The sequence below is a fragment of the Agrobacterium sp. 22-214-1 genome (genome assembly GCF_053522465.1).
In genome coordinates, this window is sequence record NZ_JBNWCK010000001.1 from 953,925 (window position 1) to 969,813 (window position 15,889).

The following is a 15,889-nucleotide window of genomic DNA, read 5'->3' on the forward strand; positions in this document are numbered from 1 at the left end:
AGGTCCGATCATACCCGATCTGGCGGCAAAACGTTATTCTTTTACGGCACCGTCGACCGCGCCGACGAGGTTGAGAACGAAATCGATAATTTCGTTTTCCCCGAAGGGTTTGCCGAGCAACGGCGCGTGCATGAGATCTTCCGGAAAACCCGTCGTGTCGCCATAACCGCTAACGAAACCGAAGGGAATGCCCGCATCGCGCAGCCCGCGCGCGAAATCGTAGCTCTTGCCGTCGGTGAGGCTGACATCGAGAAGCACGCAATCGGCGCCCTCCTCTTCGACAGCCTGCCTCGCCTGCGCAAGCGTGGTGGCGATGGCGACGGATTCCACCCCCATGGACTGGAGAACCGCTTCGACATCGAGCGCCACCAGATATTCATCCTCAACGATGATAACCCGTTGTGGCACCATATGTTTTCTTCTTCCCAAAAAAAGACGACCGCACGGCTCGAAGCTGCGGTCTCCGACATGATTCTCCAGTGAGATATCACGACAGGAGTCGCAAATTACGGCTCCACCGTCATTTAAAAAAGACATGTCAAAGGAAGATCAGATGAAGGGTCTTTGCCGCTTTTCATCGCTTTCCCAGCCCGCCACGTTGGTCAAGCCGGCATCGTCAAGCACCAGACAGCCCTTGTCCGTCCAGCGGATGAGACCGCGATCGACGAGCTTTCTCAAGGTCTTGTTGGTGTGAACGATGGACAGGCCAAGTGTGTCGGCAACGTGTTGCTGGGTGACCGGGATCGGTGTTTCGCCGGGGATGAGATTGACCGCTTTCGCCTTGCGATAGAGAAACGCGATCAGATAGGCGGCGCGTTCCAGCGCGGTGCGGCGGCCGATGCTGAGGAGATGGCTGTCCAGCATTCGTTCCTCGCTCGCCGCGATCCAGGTGAGGTCATAGGCAAGCGTCGGGTGATCGGTGAAGAGGTTGTTGAGGCGCGACCGCTCGAAGACGCAGAGCGTCACCGGCGACAGCGCTTCCACCGAATGCTGCATTTCCCCCATCACCGTGCCCTGCAGACCGACGAGATCGCCGGGCATGACATAGTTGAGGATTTGCCGCCGGCCGTCCTCCAGCGTCTTGTAACGGAAAGCCCAGCCCTGCAAAACGGTGTAAAGATGGGCGCTGTGCGAGCCTTCCATCAGGATGACGGAGCCGCTTTCCACCGCAAGTTCCCCCGTCTTGAAACGCGAGACGAAATCCAGTTCGGAAGAGGAAAAATCCCGGAAATGCGGCAGGTCGCGCAGGGGACATTGCTGGCACGGGGTGGTGGAAATTCCGTTCGGTTTTTTTGGCGACATGAATATCCGTCATCGAAAAAGGTTGCGCCCAATTGTTTTGGAACAACCCGCCCGAACGTATTCGGTTCCCGATGGTGGGTGAAGATATTCAGTTCGTTCTTTGTGCGTCGTTCGGTTTCCCCCACTCCCCCTCATTCCTGTGCTCGTCACAGGAATCCAGCCGACGCGCGTCTGCGCGACGGGAAGAGTCTTTCCAGCCCAAGGACTTGGGCTGGCTGGATCCCTGTGACAGGCACAGGGATGAGGGAGGATGCCTGGCAACTAGCCCCGCGGGAACTCCAGTCCCATTTCACGGAAGCGCTCGGGGTCGTCGCCCCAGTTCTCGCGCACCTTGACGAACAGGAAGAGATGCACCGGCTGTTCGAGGATTTCAGACAGCTCCTTGCGCGAGGCGGTGGAGATGGCCTTGATCGCATCGCCGTTCTTGCCCAGTGCGATCTTCTTCTGGCTATCGCGCTCGACATAGATCACCTGCTCGATGCGCACGGAGCCGTCCTTGCGTTCTTCCCACTTTTCGGTCTCGACATGCGAGGCGTAGGGAAGCTCCTGATGCAGGCGCAGGAACAGTTTTTCGCGGGTGATTTCGGCAGCGAGCTGGCGCATCGGCAGATCGGAAATCTGGTCTTCCGGATAATACCACGGGCCTTCCGGCAGCTCGGCGGCCAGATAGTTCATCAGGTCCTCGCAACCCGAACCGTTGGTCGCCGAGATCATGAAGGTGCGGTCGAAGGCGACCGTTTCATTGGCGGCGGCGGCGAGTTTCAGAAGGTCTTCGCGCTTCACCTGGTCGATCTTGTTGAGGCAGAGGATTTTCTTCTGGGGAACATCCTTCAGACCTTCGAGAATGGCCTCCGCGTCGCCTTTAAGACCACGCTCGCTGTCGATCAAAAGCAGGATGAGATCGGCATCCTTCGCACCGCCCCAGGCGGAGGTGACCATGGCGCGGTCAAGCCGGCGGCGCGGCTTGAAGATGCCGGGCGTGTCCATGAAAACGATCTGCGCATTCTTGTGAATGGCGATACCGCGCATCACGGCGCGCGTCGTCTGCACCTTGTGGCTGACAATCGAGACCTTGGCGCCCACCAGCCTGTTGACCAGCGTCGACTTGCCGGCATTGGTCGGGCCGATAAGGGCCACGAAGCCGGAACGGGTCGGAATGTTATTGTCTTCGCCTTCAATGGCGGGGTTTTCGTGATCGGTCATGATATCCATCAAGGTCAGAGGTATTCAACATGCGGCCAAAGGGTCCGCCATGCGCTCGATTTTCAGCGCCCGGTTCGCCGGGTGCTCAGTTCCGGGTGGAGGTCTTCTGCCAGACGCCTTCGCGTTCCAGCAATCTTGTTGCCGCCACCTGTTCGGCCGCGCGCTTGGAGCGCTCGACGCCGGTTTCCGGCTTCACGCCGGGAATTTCGACAGTCACCGTAAAGCGGGGATCGTGATCCGGTCCGGAACGATCGTCAACCCGGTAAGAGGGCGTGGTCGCAAATCTGGCATGTGCCCATTCCTGCAACTCGGTCTTGGCGTCGCGTCGCCCGGCATCCACGCTGGTTGCGCGACCCTGCCAGTATTTCAGAATGAACTTGCGCGACGCTTCCAGCCCGCCATCCAGGTAAATGGTGGCGATCAGGCTTTCAACGACATCGGCGCGCACGTTCAGCATCGCCTTGCCGGTCAGCTTCTTCACATCCGAGCCGGTGCGGATGAAATTATGCAGGCCCATCTCGTCGCCGATCGCGGCGCAGGATTCGGCGCTGACGAGCTGGTTCAGACGGACCGAAAGCTCGCCTTCGGTGGCGTTGCGGAAGGTGGAGAACAGCAATTCCGCGACGCAGAGGCCGAGGACACGGTCGCCCAGAAATTCCAGCCGCTCATAATTGCCGGCCGCCGCCGAGCGGGCGCTGGCATGGGTCAAGGCCCGGTCGAGCCGGGCCTTTTCCTTGAACTCATATCCGATCAACGCTTCCAGACGGGAAATCTCGTCCGCCGAAAGCGGCTTGGTCTTGCTCATTCCACAACCTTGAAGAGGCGGTCCCAACGCATGTTGGCCGGCCATTCCCAAATGCGGCTGAACGGCGTGTCATTGCCCAGCGAGAAGAAGATGACGCTGGCGCGGCCGATCAGGTTTTCTTCCGGTACGAAACCGACGTCGAAACGGCTGTCGAGCGAATTGTCGCGATTGTCGCCCATCATGAAATAATGGCCTTCCGGCACCACGAATTCGCGGGTGTTGTCGCCACGCGAATCAGGCGACTGGTCGAGCGTGTCGTAGGTGACGCCATTGTCGAGCGTTTCGCGGAAGACCGGCACATTGGCGCCCGGATCGGCGCGGTAATCGGAGGTGAAGGTGCCATCGGGCTGCTTCGGGACCGGCTGGCCGTTGATGAACAGTACGCCGTTCGTCACCTGGATGCGGTCGCCCGGCAGGCCCACCAGACGCTTGATGTAATCCACTTCAGGATTGGGCGGCAGGCGGAACACCACGACATCGCCGCGCTTGGGCTTGCTGAATTCGAGAATGCGGCCCGAAAACAGGTTCGGCGAAAAGGGCAGCGAATATTTCGAATAGCCGTAGGAGAACTTGTTGACGAAAAGATAGTCGCCAACCAGAAGCGTCGGCATCATCGAACCGGACGGGATGGTGAAGGGCTGAAACAGCACGGTGCGGATGACCATGGCCAGCAGCAGCGCCTGAATGATGACCTTGACGTTCTCCCAGAGGGCGTTCTGCTTCTTTTCAGCTTTTTCGGACACTTAAAGACCTGCCTGATTGTTTCCCGGCTTCTTCGGTTTCACGAAGGCCTCCGGGCCGTTGTTTGTCGCGCCTGCGGCGGGTGAAGCGGTTTCACGCAGCCGGCAACGCTTTCATATTTCTGCGACTTCTCTAGAACCTTTCCAGCCCGAAGGGAAGCGCTTCTGTGACACGTCCGCAAATAGGACGCCAATGCGGCCTCACCGGGTCTTACCCGTTCACGGGAAGCGCCTCGATAATCACAAATGCCTGAGCGTAAGGAAAATCGTCCGTGATCGTCAGGTGAATATTGGCGCGGTGGCCGGCGGGCAGCAGCGCCGCCAGCCTCTCCCCTGCCCCATTGGTCAAAACCATGGTCGGCTTGCCGCCCGGCAGATTGACGACGCCCATGTCCTTCCAGAAAACGCCGTTCGCAAGGCCTGTTCCCAGCGCCTTGGAACAGGCTTCCTTGGCGGCGAAACGCTTTGCATAGGAAGCGGCGCGGTTCTTGCGGCCATCGGACTTGGCGCGCTCGATATCGGTGAAACAGCGATGGGTGAAGCGCTCGCCGAAACGTTCGATCGATTTTTCAACGCGGCGGATGTCGATCAGGTCGCTACCCAATCCAATGATCATTTCAGCATCTCCAGAGAAGCATTCTTGTTGGCGGCGCGATGCGCGAGATTTTCCATCTTGCGGCGCTGGAAACCGCTGATGAGACCATAAACGGCGATATAGGCGACGACCGCGCTGATAACGGCAGGAAGCAGCGCGCCGATGGTCATGGGTTCCAGCACCGGCGTCCATATCTGCCGGAATTCGAGATGGCTGAACAGCGCCACGAAATCCACGTGCGCAGCGCTTTCCGTCTTCTGCCGGCCGAGGATGAAGTGCCCCAGCTCCCAGGTGGATGCCCAGATGAAGGGAAATGTCAGCGGATTGGCGAAGGTGGTGCCAAGCGCCGCCGCCACGAGATTGACGCGCATGAGAAAACCGAGCGCCATGGCGATGATGATATGTACGCCGAGAAACGGCGTCCACGCCACGCCGACACCGAGAGCGACACCGGCGGCAACCGAATGCGGAGAGGCGGAAAGGCGCAGAAGGCGCAGCTTCATATAGCGCAACGAACGGGAAAAACCCGTGCGCGGCCAGAAGAGGTCGCGAATCTTCTCTGAAAAACCAACGGGTTCACGGCGGCGAAACGGCATGTGGGCAGTCTATTTCATCGCCCCGGCCGCGCCAAGAGCATCATAGATGACGCAGGGATTCTTTTGCAGGTGTATTCTCCGCTTCCGTCATTCCGGCCTTGAGCCGGAACCCAGCCGATGCGCGTCTGCGCGACGAGAAGACTCTTTCCAGCCCAAGGACTTGGGCTGGCTGGATGCCGGATCAAGTCCGGCATGACGGACGCGGGATGTCGCGAATACAGTGAATATCGAGCCTTCGATATCAGTCCCAATTTAGTATCGTCTGTTGCGACAGGGGACTGAACCGGGATTTTTTGCGGCCTATTGGTCAACCAGTTTGGGACAACCGCTTGAAGCGCGCATTCACATAGTTTTGCAGGATACAGGGGCGAGCGTGCCAACAACGGCGGCGCACCCTCCGAGTCTCATACGCATGGCGATGGGCTGCCATGCGCTGAGTGCATTACCGGCGGAACAGGCCGCGGTCGATTTCGCGCTGGCGGAATTCCAGGTCGACATTCGATACCGAGCCGCTGAGATATTCGAATTCGCGTTCCTGCGTGGTCTTGCCACGAACGGCACGGGCGATCTTGCGAAGCGGAGTAAACATGATTTTCGGTCCTTTCGGTTTGGAACTGGCGTTTCTCATCGGTGTTCATCCACCGGCACGCCGCATTTCCTTCTCTTCAATTTCTGAAAAGAAAATAGTCGCAAACCGCCTCCGCCACCAGAGACAGGAAAAGGCCGCTGCCATGCACTAAACGCATAACAACGGCCTTTTAGTATTCGCGAAGGATCAAAAATGCCTCAATCGAAGGCACGCGTCACTGTCGAGACGCAATCGAGATCCTTGAGCTGCGACAGAAGCTGGTTCAGCTGCCTGAGATCCCAGACTTCGACATCCAGCGCCAGCTCGGAGAAATCCGTGCCGATGCGGACCATGTTGAGGCCGCGAATATTGACGTCGAGCGTGGCGATGGACTGCGCCACCGAAGCGAGCGTGCCCGGCTCGTTCAGCGCGTTGATCATCACCCGCGCCATGAAGCGCGACTTGTTCGCCTCATCGAGATCCCAGCGCACATCGATCCAGCGCTCCGGCTCGTCGTCGAAGCGTTGCAGCGCCGGCGCCTGAATCGGATAGATGGTGATGCCCTTGCCTTTTTCCATGATGCCGACAATGCGGTCACCCGGAACGGCGCCGGCCGCACCGAAATGCACGTCGACATTGCCGGAAAGGCCACGGATGGGCAGCGGGTCCGGTCCGTCCAGCATCTCGGCCGCGCCATCGTCTTCCAAAACGGAGCGCGACTTGCCGGGGATCTTGAAGACCATGCCGGAGGCGCTGCGCATGTTGAACCAGCCGTCGTCGCCGGTCATCTTCACCGTAACGCGCTCATCCTGATAATCCGGATAGACCGCCCGCAGCACATCGAGCGAGGAGACCTCACCGCGGCCGACGGCGGCGATGGCGTCTTCGACATCCTTCTGCGCCAGGCGATGCAGCACGGGCTTCAGCGCTTCCCGCGAGAAGGCCTTGCCAGCGCGCTCGAAGGTGCGTTCCAGAATGCGATAACCGAGGCCGGAATATTGCTTGCGGATGGCCATGCGGGTGGCGCGGCGGATGGCCGAGCGGGCTTTGCCCGTCACCACCACCTCTTCCCATGCGGCAGGCGGCACCTGCACGCCGGAGCGGATGATCTCCACCTCGTCGCCGTTGTTGAGACGGGTGACGAGCGGCATGATCCGGCCGTTGATCTTGGCGCCAACCGTGGTGTCGCCGATATTGGTGTGCACCGCATAGGCGAAATCGATGGGGGTCGCGCCGCGCGGCAGGGCAATCAGCTTGCCCTTCGGCGTAAAGCAGAACACCTGATCCTGGAAGAGCTCGAGCTTGGTGTGCTCGAGGAATTCTTCCGGGCTGTCGCCTTCGGCCAGCGATTCGATGGTGTGGCGCAGCCAGGAATAGGCGTTGCTCTCCGGCGAGAGCAGATCGCCCTCCCCGTTTTCGCCATCCTTGTAAAGCGCATGGGCGGCGATGCCGAATTCGGCGATCTCATGCATGCGCTTGGTGCGGATCTGCAGCTCGATACGCTGGCGCGATGGGCCGACGATGGTGGTGTGGATGGAGCGATAATCGTTCTGCTTCGGCGTGGAGATGTAGTCCTTGAACCGGCCCGGCACCACGCGCCAGCGGGTGTGCACGATGCCCAGCGCCCGGTAGCAGGAAGGAATGTCATCCACCAGAATGCGGAACCCGTAGACATCGGAAAGCTGCTCGAAGGAGAGCGACTTCGACTGCATCTTGCGGAACACCGAGTAGGGCTTCTTCTGACGCCCTTTGACATTGGCCCCGATGAGGCCGTTCGCCACCAGAAGCTCGCGCAGCTCGTCCTCGATCTTCTTGATCAGCCCTTCATTGCGCGTTTCCAGTTCCTGAAGGCGGTTGGTCACCGTCTCGTAGGCTTCCGGGTTGAGATAACGGAAGGACAGGTCCTCCAACTCGTCGCGCATATCCTGCATGCCCATGCGGCCGGCGAGCGGCGCATAGATTTCCATGGTTTCTTCGGAAATGCGGCTGCGCTTGTCGGCCGGCATATATTCCATGGTGCGCATATTGTGCAGACGGTCTGCGAGCTTCACCAGAAGAACGCGCACGTCGTCGGAAATCGCGAGCAGCAGCTTGCGCAGGTTTTCCGCCTGCTTGGCCTTGCGGGTAACGAGATCGAGCTTCTTGAGCTTGGTCAGCCCCTCCACCAGCCGGCCGATGTCTTCGCCGAACAACTCGTCGATTTCGGCGCGGGTGGCGGTAGTGTCCTCGATCGTATCGTGCAGCAACGCCACCGCGATGGTCGATTCGTCGAGATGCATTTCGGTGAGGATCGCGGCAACTTCCAGCGGATGCGAAATATAGGGGTCGCCATTGGCCCGCTTCTGCTGGCCGTGTTTCTGCATGGCATACACATAGGCCTTGTTCAGCAGGGCCTCATTCGCATCCGGTTTATATTTTTGAACCCGCTCGACGAGTTCGTATTGCCGCATCATGCGATATTCCACAAAAAGAAAGCGCGCCAACCTGAGGGTCGGCGCACAATGCTGCATCAATAGGGATCAGATTATGACGGCAACTATTGACAGACGGTAACCGCCGCCTGCCAAAGGCATCATAAAATCCTATCAATAGTCGTCATTTTTTTCCGGCGGCACAAGGCCTTCGATGCCGGCCAGCAGTTCTTCTTCCGACATCTGGTCGAAAGTAACGGTTTCCGGCTGGTCGTCTTCCTCGCTGTCGGCAGCGGCAGCGGCGAGCGTGACCGGATCGGGCTCGGGCTCGTCCACTTCCACATGCTTCTGCAGCGAGTGGATCAGGTCTTCCTTCAGATCGTCGGGAGACAGGGTCTCGTCGGCGATTTCGCGCAGCGCCACGACGGGGTTCTTGTCGTTGTCGCGGTCAACCGTGATGGAGGAGCCTTGAGAAATCTGGCGCGCACGGTGGCTGGCGAGAAGCACCAGCTCGAAACGGTTGTCTACTTTATCAATGCAATCTTCAACTGTGACGCGGGCCATTGCCTGTCCTTTGCGGGTCGTAATGTCGTGGATCAGAGCGCCGTGCGATGTTCGGGGTGCACAAGGGTTGCTCTAACCTATTGAATCTGCGCTTCGTGCCTTGCGAAAAACATTCAAGATTTCTCGCGACGATGCTTTCCAGCTTCCGATACAGCCATTGGCCGCGGAATTCAAGTTTTTCCTGTCTTTGGCGTCTTTTGGCACCTTATTGCCCACCTTTGGCGTCTGATGAACAAAATGTCTAGAAGAATTGTCTTGGAATAAGGGGGAAGGTAGCTTACTTAAAACGCAACGGCGATACGCAAAGCTCGTTGATACGACATGTTTTTTTGCGTTATCGACCGGATATAAAAGCCAGATAATGGCCTTTCCAAAAAAAGGAATGGGATGGAATGTTCGATCCACGGGAGAAAATTGCGCTCTTCATAGACGGAGCCAATCTTTATGCAGCATCGAAAAGCCTGGGATTCGATATCGACTACCGCAAGCTCCTGAAGGCGTTTCAAAAGCGTGGATACCTGCTGCGCGCCTATTATTACACCGCGCTCATCGAGGATCAGGAATATTCCTCGATCCGCCCGCTGATCGACTGGCTGGATTATAACGGCTACAAGGTCGTGACGAAGCCGGCGAAGGAATTCACCGACGCTCTCGGCCGCCGCAAGATCAAGGGCAACATGGATATCGAACTGGCAGTCGATGCCATGGAACAGTCCGAGACAGTCGATCATCTGGTGCTGTTCTCCGGCGACGGCGATTTCACCACGCTGGTAGACGCGCTGCAGCGCAAGGGCCGCAAGGTTTCCGTGGTTTCCACCATGGCCACGCAGCCCGCCATGATCGCCGACGACCTGCGTCGCCAGGCCGATCACTTCATCGATCTGATGACGCTGAAGGCCGAGATCGGGCGCGACCCGAACGAGCGCCCTGCCCGGCACGCCGAAAGCCCGGAAACGATCTGATCCTAGCTTTCGCATCGCTGATATTTCAGAAACGCGCCCGTCGCAAAGACGGGCGCGTTTTTGTTTGACACCCTGTCGGCAGGGCAAAAATTCCCCTTGGAATTAACAACCGTCAAATCCGGCCAGTCGAAATTATATCTTGGTTAATTTTAGACGTGTCTAAATCACGCAACGGCACCAGCGACGTGATTTGGGTGTCAAAGCAGGATGACTAAACATGCATGGCCAGACAAAAACCGACCGACAGCTCGATGAAAGACTGAATTTTCTGGGGCTCGGCCACGAGCAGCGGCAAAATCTTTCAGACATGAAGGGCGTCATCACCGGCTCTCTCGATGCATCTCTGGATCGTTTTTACGCGAAGGTTCGCTCAGTGCCGGAGACGGCGAAATTCTTTGCCAACGACGCGCATGTGCAGCACGCCAAGGGCATGCAGCTCAAACACTGGGAGAGGATCGCCTCCGGCACATTCAATGCGGATTACACCGACGCCGTAACCGCCATCGGCCGCACCCATGCGAGACTGGGGCTGGAGCCGAGATGGTACATCGGCGGTTATGCCCTGATGCTCGACGGCATCGTCAAGGCCCTGATCGAGTCCGAATTGAAGGGCTTTTTCATGGAGAAGAAGGCCAAGAAGGTGAAGGACGCCCTGTCGGCCACCATCAAGGCCGCCCTTCTCGACATGGATTATTCGATCTCCGTCTATCTCGACGTGCTGGCCGCCGAGCGGCAGAAGGTGGAAGCCGAACAGGCGCAGATGAAGAAGGAACAGGAGCACGTTCTCGCACTGCTCAACAGCGCCCTCGACAGGCTGGCCAATGGCGACCTCACCTCCAGCATCGGCGAAAAACCCGCACCGCAATTCGAAGGGCTGGTCGCCAATTTCAACGCGGCGGTGGGCAATCTCTCCGGCGCATTTGCGCAGATCGTCGAAGAGGCGAACAAGATTTCCGGCAATACGCGCGAGCTGACTTCCGCGACCGACGACATGGCCCGCCGCACGGAGCAGCAGGCCGCCGCGCTTGAGGAAACCGCCGCCGCCGTCGAGGAAATCACCACCATTTCCAAATTGTCGGCGCAGCGTTCCGAAGAGGCGAAGGCCATCGTCGAAAGCTCGGCCGTTGAAGCCGCGCGCTCGCGCGATGTGGTGACGGAAGCGGTGAAGGCGATGGGGGCCATCGAGGACTCATCGCAGAAGATCACCCAGATCATCTCCGTCATCGACGAGATTTCGTTCCAGACCAATCTTCTGGCGCTGAATGCCGGTGTGGAAGCCGCGCGCGCCGGCGAGGCCGGCAAGGGTTTCGCCGTCGTCGCCCAGGAAGTGCGTGAACTCGCGCAGCGCTCCGCCACCGCCGCGAAGGAAATAAAGACACTGATCGCCAAGTCTTCCGAAGACGTGATGCAGGGTGTTTCGCTGGTCAACAAGACGGGCGAATCCTTGAATACGATCGGCAACAAGGTGGATCATATTCAGGAACATATCGCCTCGCTGACCAAGGCGGCGCAGGAACAGTCCGTCGGCATTCAGGAAATCAATGCCGCCATCAACAGCATGGACAACCTGACCCAGAAGAATGCGGCCATGGTAGAAGAGACGAATGCGGCGACGCATAGTCTGAGCGATGTCAGCGCCAATCTGGCGGCGCTTGTCAGCCGGTTCAGCGTTTCGGCTTCGAAGGCGCATGTGGAGCGGACGTACCGGGCCGCTTGAGCAGGCGGACACCCCTACTCTCCTCATTCCTGTGCTTGTCACAGGAATCTAGTCAGCCCAAGTCCTTGGGCTGAAAAGACTCTTCTCGCCGCGCGGATGCGCGTCGACTGGATTCCTGTGCCAAGCACAGGAATGAGGGAGGCAGGTCTTAGGCGTTGCCACCCTTCAGCAACCGCGATTTCTGCCGGTTCCAGTCGCGTTCCTTCTCCGTCTCGCGCTTGTCGTGCAGCTTCTTGCCCTTGGCGAGCGCCAGTTCCAGCTTCGCGCGGCCCCTGTCGTTGAAATAAATCTTCAAGGGCACCAGCGTCATGCCTTCACGGTTGATGCCGGCGCGCAGGCGGTTGATCTCGCGCTTGCTCAGCAGCAGCTTGCGGCGGCGGCGCGGCTCGTGGTTGAAGCGGTTGGCCTGCAGATATTCCGGCAGGTGGGAATTGATGAGCCAGATTTCATCACCCTCGTCCGATGCGTAGGATTCGGCGATATTCGCCTTGCCTTCACGCAGCGACTTGACCTCGGTGCCGGTCAGCACGAGCCCTGCCTCATAGGTGTCGATGATTTCGTAGTTGAAGCGAGCCTTGCGGTTTTCCGCAACGATCTTGTTCACCACGCGCTGGCTGCCTTTGGGGGCCATGATATTTCAATCCCTTGTTTTTCTTATTGCGCCTTCGGCTTACCGCCGAGAGCGGTTTTCGAACCCCTATTTAATGTTGTCGCCGCGAAAAGAAAAGGCGCGCCGAACGGCTTCTGTTGCGAAGCGGTTCATGGCGCGCCTTAAACGCTTTCAGGCCTGTCTCAGTTCATCAGGCCGGCGTGCTTCAGCGCCGCATCGATGGCCGCTTCCGTTGCCGGTTCCAGCGTGCTCATCAAGGGCGAACGGACCCGGCGGTTGCCGCCGCGCGTCTTCGACAGCGCATATTTGGTGCCGCAGACGCCCGGCTCCATGAAGATCGCCTTGTGCAGCGGCATCAGGCGATCCTGATAATCCAGCGCCTTGGCATAATCGCCGGCGAGCATCGCCGCCTGGAACTCCGAACAGAGGCGCGGCGCGACATTGGCGGTGACGGAAATGCAGCCGACCCCGCCGTGGGCGTTGAAACCGAGCGCCGTACCATCCTCGCCCGAAAGCTGGATGAAATCCTTGCCGCAGGAAATGCGCTGCTCGGAAACGCGGTCGATCTTGCCGGTCGCATCCTTCACGCCGACGATGTTCCTGTGCGCCTTGACCAGTGCGCCCATGGTTTCCGGCGACATATCCACCACCGAGCGCGGCGGGATATTGTAGATAACGATAGGCAGCTTCACCGCTTCGGCAACGGCGGAAAAATGCGCGAACAGGCCCTTCTGGGTCGGCTTGTTGTAATAAGGAGTGACCACCAAGAGCGCATCCGCGCCGGCTTCCTGCGCATGCAGCGCAAGCTCGATCGCCTCATCGGTATTGTTGGAGCCAGCGCCCGCAATGACCGGAACCCGTTTCGCCGCTACCTCGATGCACAGCTCGACGACACGTTTGTGCTCGTCGTGGGACAGGGTTGGAGATTCCCCCGTCGTGCCCACGGGCACAAGTCCGTTGCTGCCTTCGGCGATCTGCCATTCCACATGGGCGGCAAATGCCTGTTCGTCCACGGCGCCATTGTCCGTGAACGGGGTAATGAGGGCGGGAATTGATCCCTTGAACATGCAAAGCTCCTGGCGCCGAGCCGGTTCATGCTTCGGCCGCATTCGATGGTTAAAACCGGCACACATTAGTGCCAGCCCTTGGCGCCGACAAGCGCAAAGGCAGGGTATTTTGTCCGAAATTGTCGGAAGTGTGACAGTCTCCGGGCCGCGATCGGCAAGCATAAAAAGCAGGCGCCGAAATGAGACGCCGCTCGCGGGACGGTGAATAAAAGTTGATTGAATTGCAGGGCGGCGATTAACATTTCATTAAGCCTGAAATCCCAAGATTTCCGGGTGGGACGTCAGACCGTTTTCGGCAATCCCGCTGCAATGAAATGATATTACAAGAAAATCGGCAACTCCGTTACACGATGAAGAACGGCATGAAAAAGACAGTCTGGGGATTGATGGCGGCGGGCCTTGCCGCAACCGTTTGGAACGCATTGGCCGGGCCGCTGCCGGAAGGTGCGGCGCCGCTTCCCTATGTCAAGCCGAATGCACCGACCGTTCCGGCTTTCATGCCGGCCTCGCCCGAGATCACCGGCGCCATACCGCGCCTCGACCGCCCCGACGATACAAGCCAGTTGAAGGCCGGCCTCGACGCGCTTTCCAGCCGCGATGCGGCGCGGGCGATTGCGTTGCGCAACACCATGCCGACCGGCAGTCTCGACCGCCATATCCTCACCTGGGCAATCGCCGTTTCCGGCCAGAAGGACGTCGCTTCCGCCGAAATCGCCGCAGCCCAGCGCGAGCTCTCCGGCTGGCCGGGTGCCGCCACGCTGCGCGCCAATTCCGAAAAAGCGCTTTATCGCGAAGACCCACCGGCGTCGCAGGTGCTTGCCGCCTTCGGCAATAGCCGGCCGGAGACCGCGGAAGGCAGCGTGGTGCTCGCCAAGGCGCTTGCTTCCTCCGGCAAGGGTGCGGAATCGCAGCGTCTCATTCGCCAGCTCTGGGTGAGCGAAGGCATGGACAAGGACATGGAAGACCGTGTTCTTGCCGAGTTTCCCACCTATCTGACGCCCGCCGATCATAAGGCGCGCATGGATTATCTGATGTATCGCAGCCGCATCGGCCAGGCGAAGCGTTTCGGCGATCTCGGCAAGGCGCAGTCGCTTTACAATGCCTGGGCGGCCGTGTTGCAGCGATCCACTACTGCGACTGCGCTGCTCGGCAAAGTCGACGCCTCCTGGCGCAGCGACCCCGCCTATCTTTTCGCGCGGGTGGAAAACCTGCGCAACCAGCAGAAATATTCCGAAGCCGCCGTGCTTTTGCGGCAGGCCCCGAAAGAAACGGCCAAGCTCGTCAATCCGGGCGAATGGTGGAATGAGCGGCGCATCATTGCGCGTGGCGTCGCCGATCTGGGCGATTTCGCCGAGGCCTATCGCATCGTCGCCAATCATTCGGCCACCTCTGCCGTCGATACCGCCGATGCGGAATTCCATGCCGGCTGGTATGCGCTAAGAGCGCTGCGCGATCCGGCCACGGCTTCGCGCCACTTCAACACGCTGCTTCAGACTTCGAACCGGCCGCTTTCGGCGTCGCGTGCCTATTATTGGCTCGGACGGGCGGCGGAAGCGGGCGGACCGGGGGATGCCCGCGACTTTTTCACCAAAGCCGCCGCTCATCCCGGCACGTTTTATGGCCAGCTCGCCGCCGCGCGAATCGGCGCCAAGACACTGAATGTCACCTATCCGAGCCCCAGCAGCGGCGACCGCGAACGTTTCGCCGGCCGCGAAGCCGTGCGCGCCATCGACCGACTGGAAGCAGCCGGTTACGGCTGGCGGGCCGACAGCCTTTACCGCTCGCTGGCGGAACAGCTCGACAGTCCCGGCGAGCTTGCCATTCTGGCGGCGCGGGCGGAGGGCAACGGCAATCATCAGGTTTCGCTGCAGATCGGCAAGACGGCTTTCAGCCGCGGCATCGATGCGGCCGCACTCGCCTATCCGCTCGGCGTCATTCCCGCCAGTGCCAATATTGCCGGCTCCGGCAAGGCGCTTGCCTATGCGATTGCCCGGCAGGAAAGCGCTTTCAACCCGGCCGCCGTCTCCGCCGCCAATGCGCGCGGCCTGCTGCAACTGCTGCCCGGAACCGCCAAGGGCGTGGCCGGACGCCATGGCCTGCCCTACACCCAGGCGCGGCTGACCACCGATGCGGGCTATAATGCCACGCTCGGCGCGCATTATCTCGGCGAGCAGATCGACAGTTTCGGCGGTTCCTACATCCTCACCTTCATCGCCTATAATGCCGGGCCGAAGCGCGTGCCGGAATGGATCGCCCGCTATGGCGACCCGCGCGGCAAGCCAATCGACGAGGTGGTCGACTGGATCGAGCGCATCCCCTTCCCCGAAACCCGCAATTACGTGCAGCGGGTGATGGAGAATTATCAGGTCTACAAGACGAGGCTCGGGCAACAGGCCGATATCGTTGAAGACCTGCGCCATGGGCGTGCGGGGTAAAGCCGGGTTCCTTAGCTGACGAGCGGCGCATTCAAACACCTGCCGGCGAGCGCTTCTGACCGCTGTGAAGCCTAAAGTTCCCTTGCGTCATGCTCGGGCCTGTCCCGAGCATCTGCAACGTTCAGATTTCATGCGACGTGATTGGATCACTGGGACAAGCCCAAGGATGACACCGACGGCTTGGGCAGATGAGCGACAGGTGGGCTGGTCGATGCTTCAAAGCCGACACAGTGTTCGACGACGCATAGTCCCATCTATTTTCCAAAAGAAAAACCCCGGCATTTCTGCCGGGGTTTCCATCACTGACTATGTCA

The 15,889-nt window shown here is 59.5% G+C and carries 15 protein-coding genes; 3 read left to right on the forward strand and 12 right to left on the reverse strand.

Annotated features, from left to right (window positions below; translation table 11 throughout):
• Nucleotides 1-33: 33 nt before the first annotated feature.
• The 10 genes from ACQZ5G_RS04815 to rpoZ form a co-directional block, all read right to left on the reverse strand.
• On the reverse strand, nucleotides 34-411 hold the full coding sequence (locus tag ACQZ5G_RS04815) for a response regulator (protein ID WP_448737530.1): 378 nt from the start codon (nucleotides 409-411) through the stop codon (nucleotides 34-36).
• 138 nt (nucleotides 412-549) lie between these two features.
• Entirely contained in the window at nucleotides 550-1,302 is a 753-nt protein-coding gene (locus ACQZ5G_RS04820; RefSeq protein WP_035262671.1) for a Crp/Fnr family transcriptional regulator, read from the reverse strand.
• Nucleotides 1,303-1,563: 261 nt separating this feature from the next.
• Nucleotides 1,564-2,514 (reverse strand): GTPase Era, encoded by a 951-nt coding sequence (era, locus tag ACQZ5G_RS04825; RefSeq protein WP_448737529.1) that lies wholly within the window; start codon nucleotides 2,512-2,514, stop codon nucleotides 1,564-1,566.
• 76 nt (nucleotides 2,515-2,590) lie between these two features.
• Nucleotides 2,591-3,310 carry a ribonuclease III gene (gene rnc, locus ACQZ5G_RS04830; RefSeq protein WP_035218055.1) on the reverse strand — a complete coding sequence of 240 codons (720 nt, stop codon included), beginning with the start codon at nucleotides 3,308-3,310 and terminating at the stop codon, nucleotides 2,591-2,593.
• Nucleotides 3,307-4,053: a signal peptidase I gene (lepB, locus tag ACQZ5G_RS04835; protein ID WP_003496938.1), complete on the reverse strand. Its 747-nt coding sequence runs from the start codon at nucleotides 4,051-4,053 to the stop codon at nucleotides 3,307-3,309. Before lepB ends, rnc begins: the two co-directional genes overlap by 4 nt.
• 208 nt (nucleotides 4,054-4,261) lie before the next feature.
• Nucleotides 4,262-4,666 carry a holo-ACP synthase gene (gene acpS, locus ACQZ5G_RS04840; RefSeq protein ID WP_003521129.1) on the reverse strand — a complete coding sequence of 135 codons (405 nt, stop codon included), beginning with the start codon at nucleotides 4,664-4,666 and terminating at the stop codon, nucleotides 4,262-4,264.
• Entirely contained in the window at nucleotides 4,663-5,241 is a 579-nt protein-coding gene (locus ACQZ5G_RS04845; RefSeq protein ID WP_425647590.1) for a DUF2062 domain-containing protein, read from the reverse strand. Before ACQZ5G_RS04845 ends, acpS begins: the two co-directional genes overlap by 4 nt.
• A gap of 442 nt (nucleotides 5,242-5,683) precedes the next feature.
• Nucleotides 5,684-5,830 (reverse strand): hypothetical protein, encoded by a 147-nt coding sequence (locus tag ACQZ5G_RS04850; protein WP_003496944.1) that lies wholly within the window; start codon nucleotides 5,828-5,830, stop codon nucleotides 5,684-5,686.
• 197 nt (nucleotides 5,831-6,027) lie between these two features.
• Nucleotides 6,028-8,262 (reverse strand): RelA/SpoT family protein, encoded by a 2,235-nt coding sequence (locus ACQZ5G_RS04855; RefSeq protein ID WP_003521127.1) that lies wholly within the window; start codon nucleotides 8,260-8,262, stop codon nucleotides 6,028-6,030.
• A 132-nt stretch (nucleotides 8,263-8,394) separates the two neighbouring features.
• Entirely contained in the window at nucleotides 8,395-8,784 is a 390-nt protein-coding gene (gene rpoZ / locus ACQZ5G_RS04860) for a DNA-directed RNA polymerase subunit omega (protein ID WP_003521126.1), read from the reverse strand.
• Nucleotides 8,785-9,176: 392 nt separating this feature from the next.
• Between rpoZ and ACQZ5G_RS04865 the strand changes: the two genes are divergently transcribed.
• Nucleotides 9,177-9,746, forward strand: a complete 570-nt coding sequence (locus tag ACQZ5G_RS04865; protein WP_003521125.1) for a LabA-like NYN domain-containing protein — start codon at nucleotides 9,177-9,179, stop codon at nucleotides 9,744-9,746.
• A gap of 217 nt (nucleotides 9,747-9,963) precedes the next feature.
• On the forward strand, nucleotides 9,964-11,463 hold the full coding sequence (locus tag ACQZ5G_RS04870; RefSeq protein WP_448737528.1) for a methyl-accepting chemotaxis protein: 1,500 nt from the start codon (nucleotides 9,964-9,966) through the stop codon (nucleotides 11,461-11,463).
• Nucleotides 11,464-11,611: 148 nt separating this feature from the next.
• Here ACQZ5G_RS04870 and smpB read toward each other — a convergent pair whose 3' ends face one another.
• Nucleotides 11,612-12,094 (reverse strand): SsrA-binding protein SmpB, encoded by a 483-nt coding sequence (gene smpB / locus ACQZ5G_RS04875; RefSeq protein WP_003524122.1) that lies wholly within the window; start codon nucleotides 12,092-12,094, stop codon nucleotides 11,612-11,614.
• Nucleotides 12,095-12,255: 161 nt separating this feature from the next.
• On the reverse strand, nucleotides 12,256-13,140 hold the full coding sequence (gene dapA, locus ACQZ5G_RS04880; RefSeq protein WP_003524121.1) for a 4-hydroxy-tetrahydrodipicolinate synthase: 885 nt from the start codon (nucleotides 13,138-13,140) through the stop codon (nucleotides 12,256-12,258).
• A 362-nt stretch (nucleotides 13,141-13,502) separates the two neighbouring features.
• Between dapA and ACQZ5G_RS04885 the strand changes: the two genes are divergently transcribed.
• Nucleotides 13,503-15,575, forward strand: coding sequence for a lytic transglycosylase domain-containing protein (locus tag ACQZ5G_RS04885; protein ID WP_448737527.1), 2,073 nt, complete (start codon nucleotides 13,503-13,505; stop codon nucleotides 15,573-15,575).
• The last annotated feature ends 314 nt before the right edge of the window (nucleotides 15,576-15,889 follow it).

Excerpts from the sequence above, each read along its gene's own strand:
- ACQZ5G_RS04815 (WP_448737530.1), bottom strand. The coding sequence starts at position 411 with ATGGTGCCACAACGGGTTATCATCGTTGAGGATGAATATCTGGTGGCG.
- ACQZ5G_RS04820 (WP_035262671.1), bottom strand. The coding sequence starts at position 1,302 with ATGTCGCCAAAAAAACCGAACGGAATTTCCACCACCCCGTGCCAGCAA.
- era (WP_448737529.1), bottom strand. The coding sequence starts at position 2,514 with ATGGATATCATGACCGATCACGAAAACCCCGCCATTGAAGGCGAAGAC.
- rnc (WP_035218055.1), bottom strand. The coding sequence starts at position 3,310 with ATGAGCAAGACCAAGCCGCTTTCGGCGGACGAGATTTCCCGTCTGGAA.
- acpS (WP_003521129.1), bottom strand. The coding sequence starts at position 4,666 with ATGATCATTGGATTGGGTAGCGACCTGATCGACATCCGCCGCGTTGAA.
- ACQZ5G_RS04845 (WP_425647590.1), bottom strand. The coding sequence starts at position 5,241 with ATGCCGTTTCGCCGCCGTGAACCCGTTGGTTTTTCAGAGAAGATTCGC.
- ACQZ5G_RS04850 (WP_003496944.1), bottom strand. The coding sequence starts at position 5,830 with ATGTTTACTCCGCTTCGCAAGATCGCCCGTGCCGTTCGTGGCAAGACC.
- ACQZ5G_RS04855 (WP_003521127.1), bottom strand. The coding sequence starts at position 8,262 with ATGATGCGGCAATACGAACTCGTCGAGCGGGTTCAAAAATATAAACCG.
- rpoZ (WP_003521126.1), bottom strand. The coding sequence starts at position 8,784 with ATGGCCCGCGTCACAGTTGAAGATTGCATTGATAAAGTAGACAACCGT.
- ACQZ5G_RS04865 (WP_003521125.1), top strand. The coding sequence starts at position 9,177 with ATGTTCGATCCACGGGAGAAAATTGCGCTCTTCATAGACGGAGCCAAT.
- ACQZ5G_RS04870 (WP_448737528.1), top strand. The coding sequence starts at position 9,964 with ATGCATGGCCAGACAAAAACCGACCGACAGCTCGATGAAAGACTGAAT.
- smpB (WP_003524122.1), bottom strand. The coding sequence starts at position 12,094 with ATGGCCCCCAAAGGCAGCCAGCGCGTGGTGAACAAGATCGTTGCGGAA.
- dapA (WP_003524121.1), bottom strand. The coding sequence starts at position 13,140 with ATGTTCAAGGGATCAATTCCCGCCCTCATTACCCCGTTCACGGACAAT.
- ACQZ5G_RS04885 (WP_448737527.1), top strand. The coding sequence starts at position 13,503 with ATGAAAAAGACAGTCTGGGGATTGATGGCGGCGGGCCTTGCCGCAACC.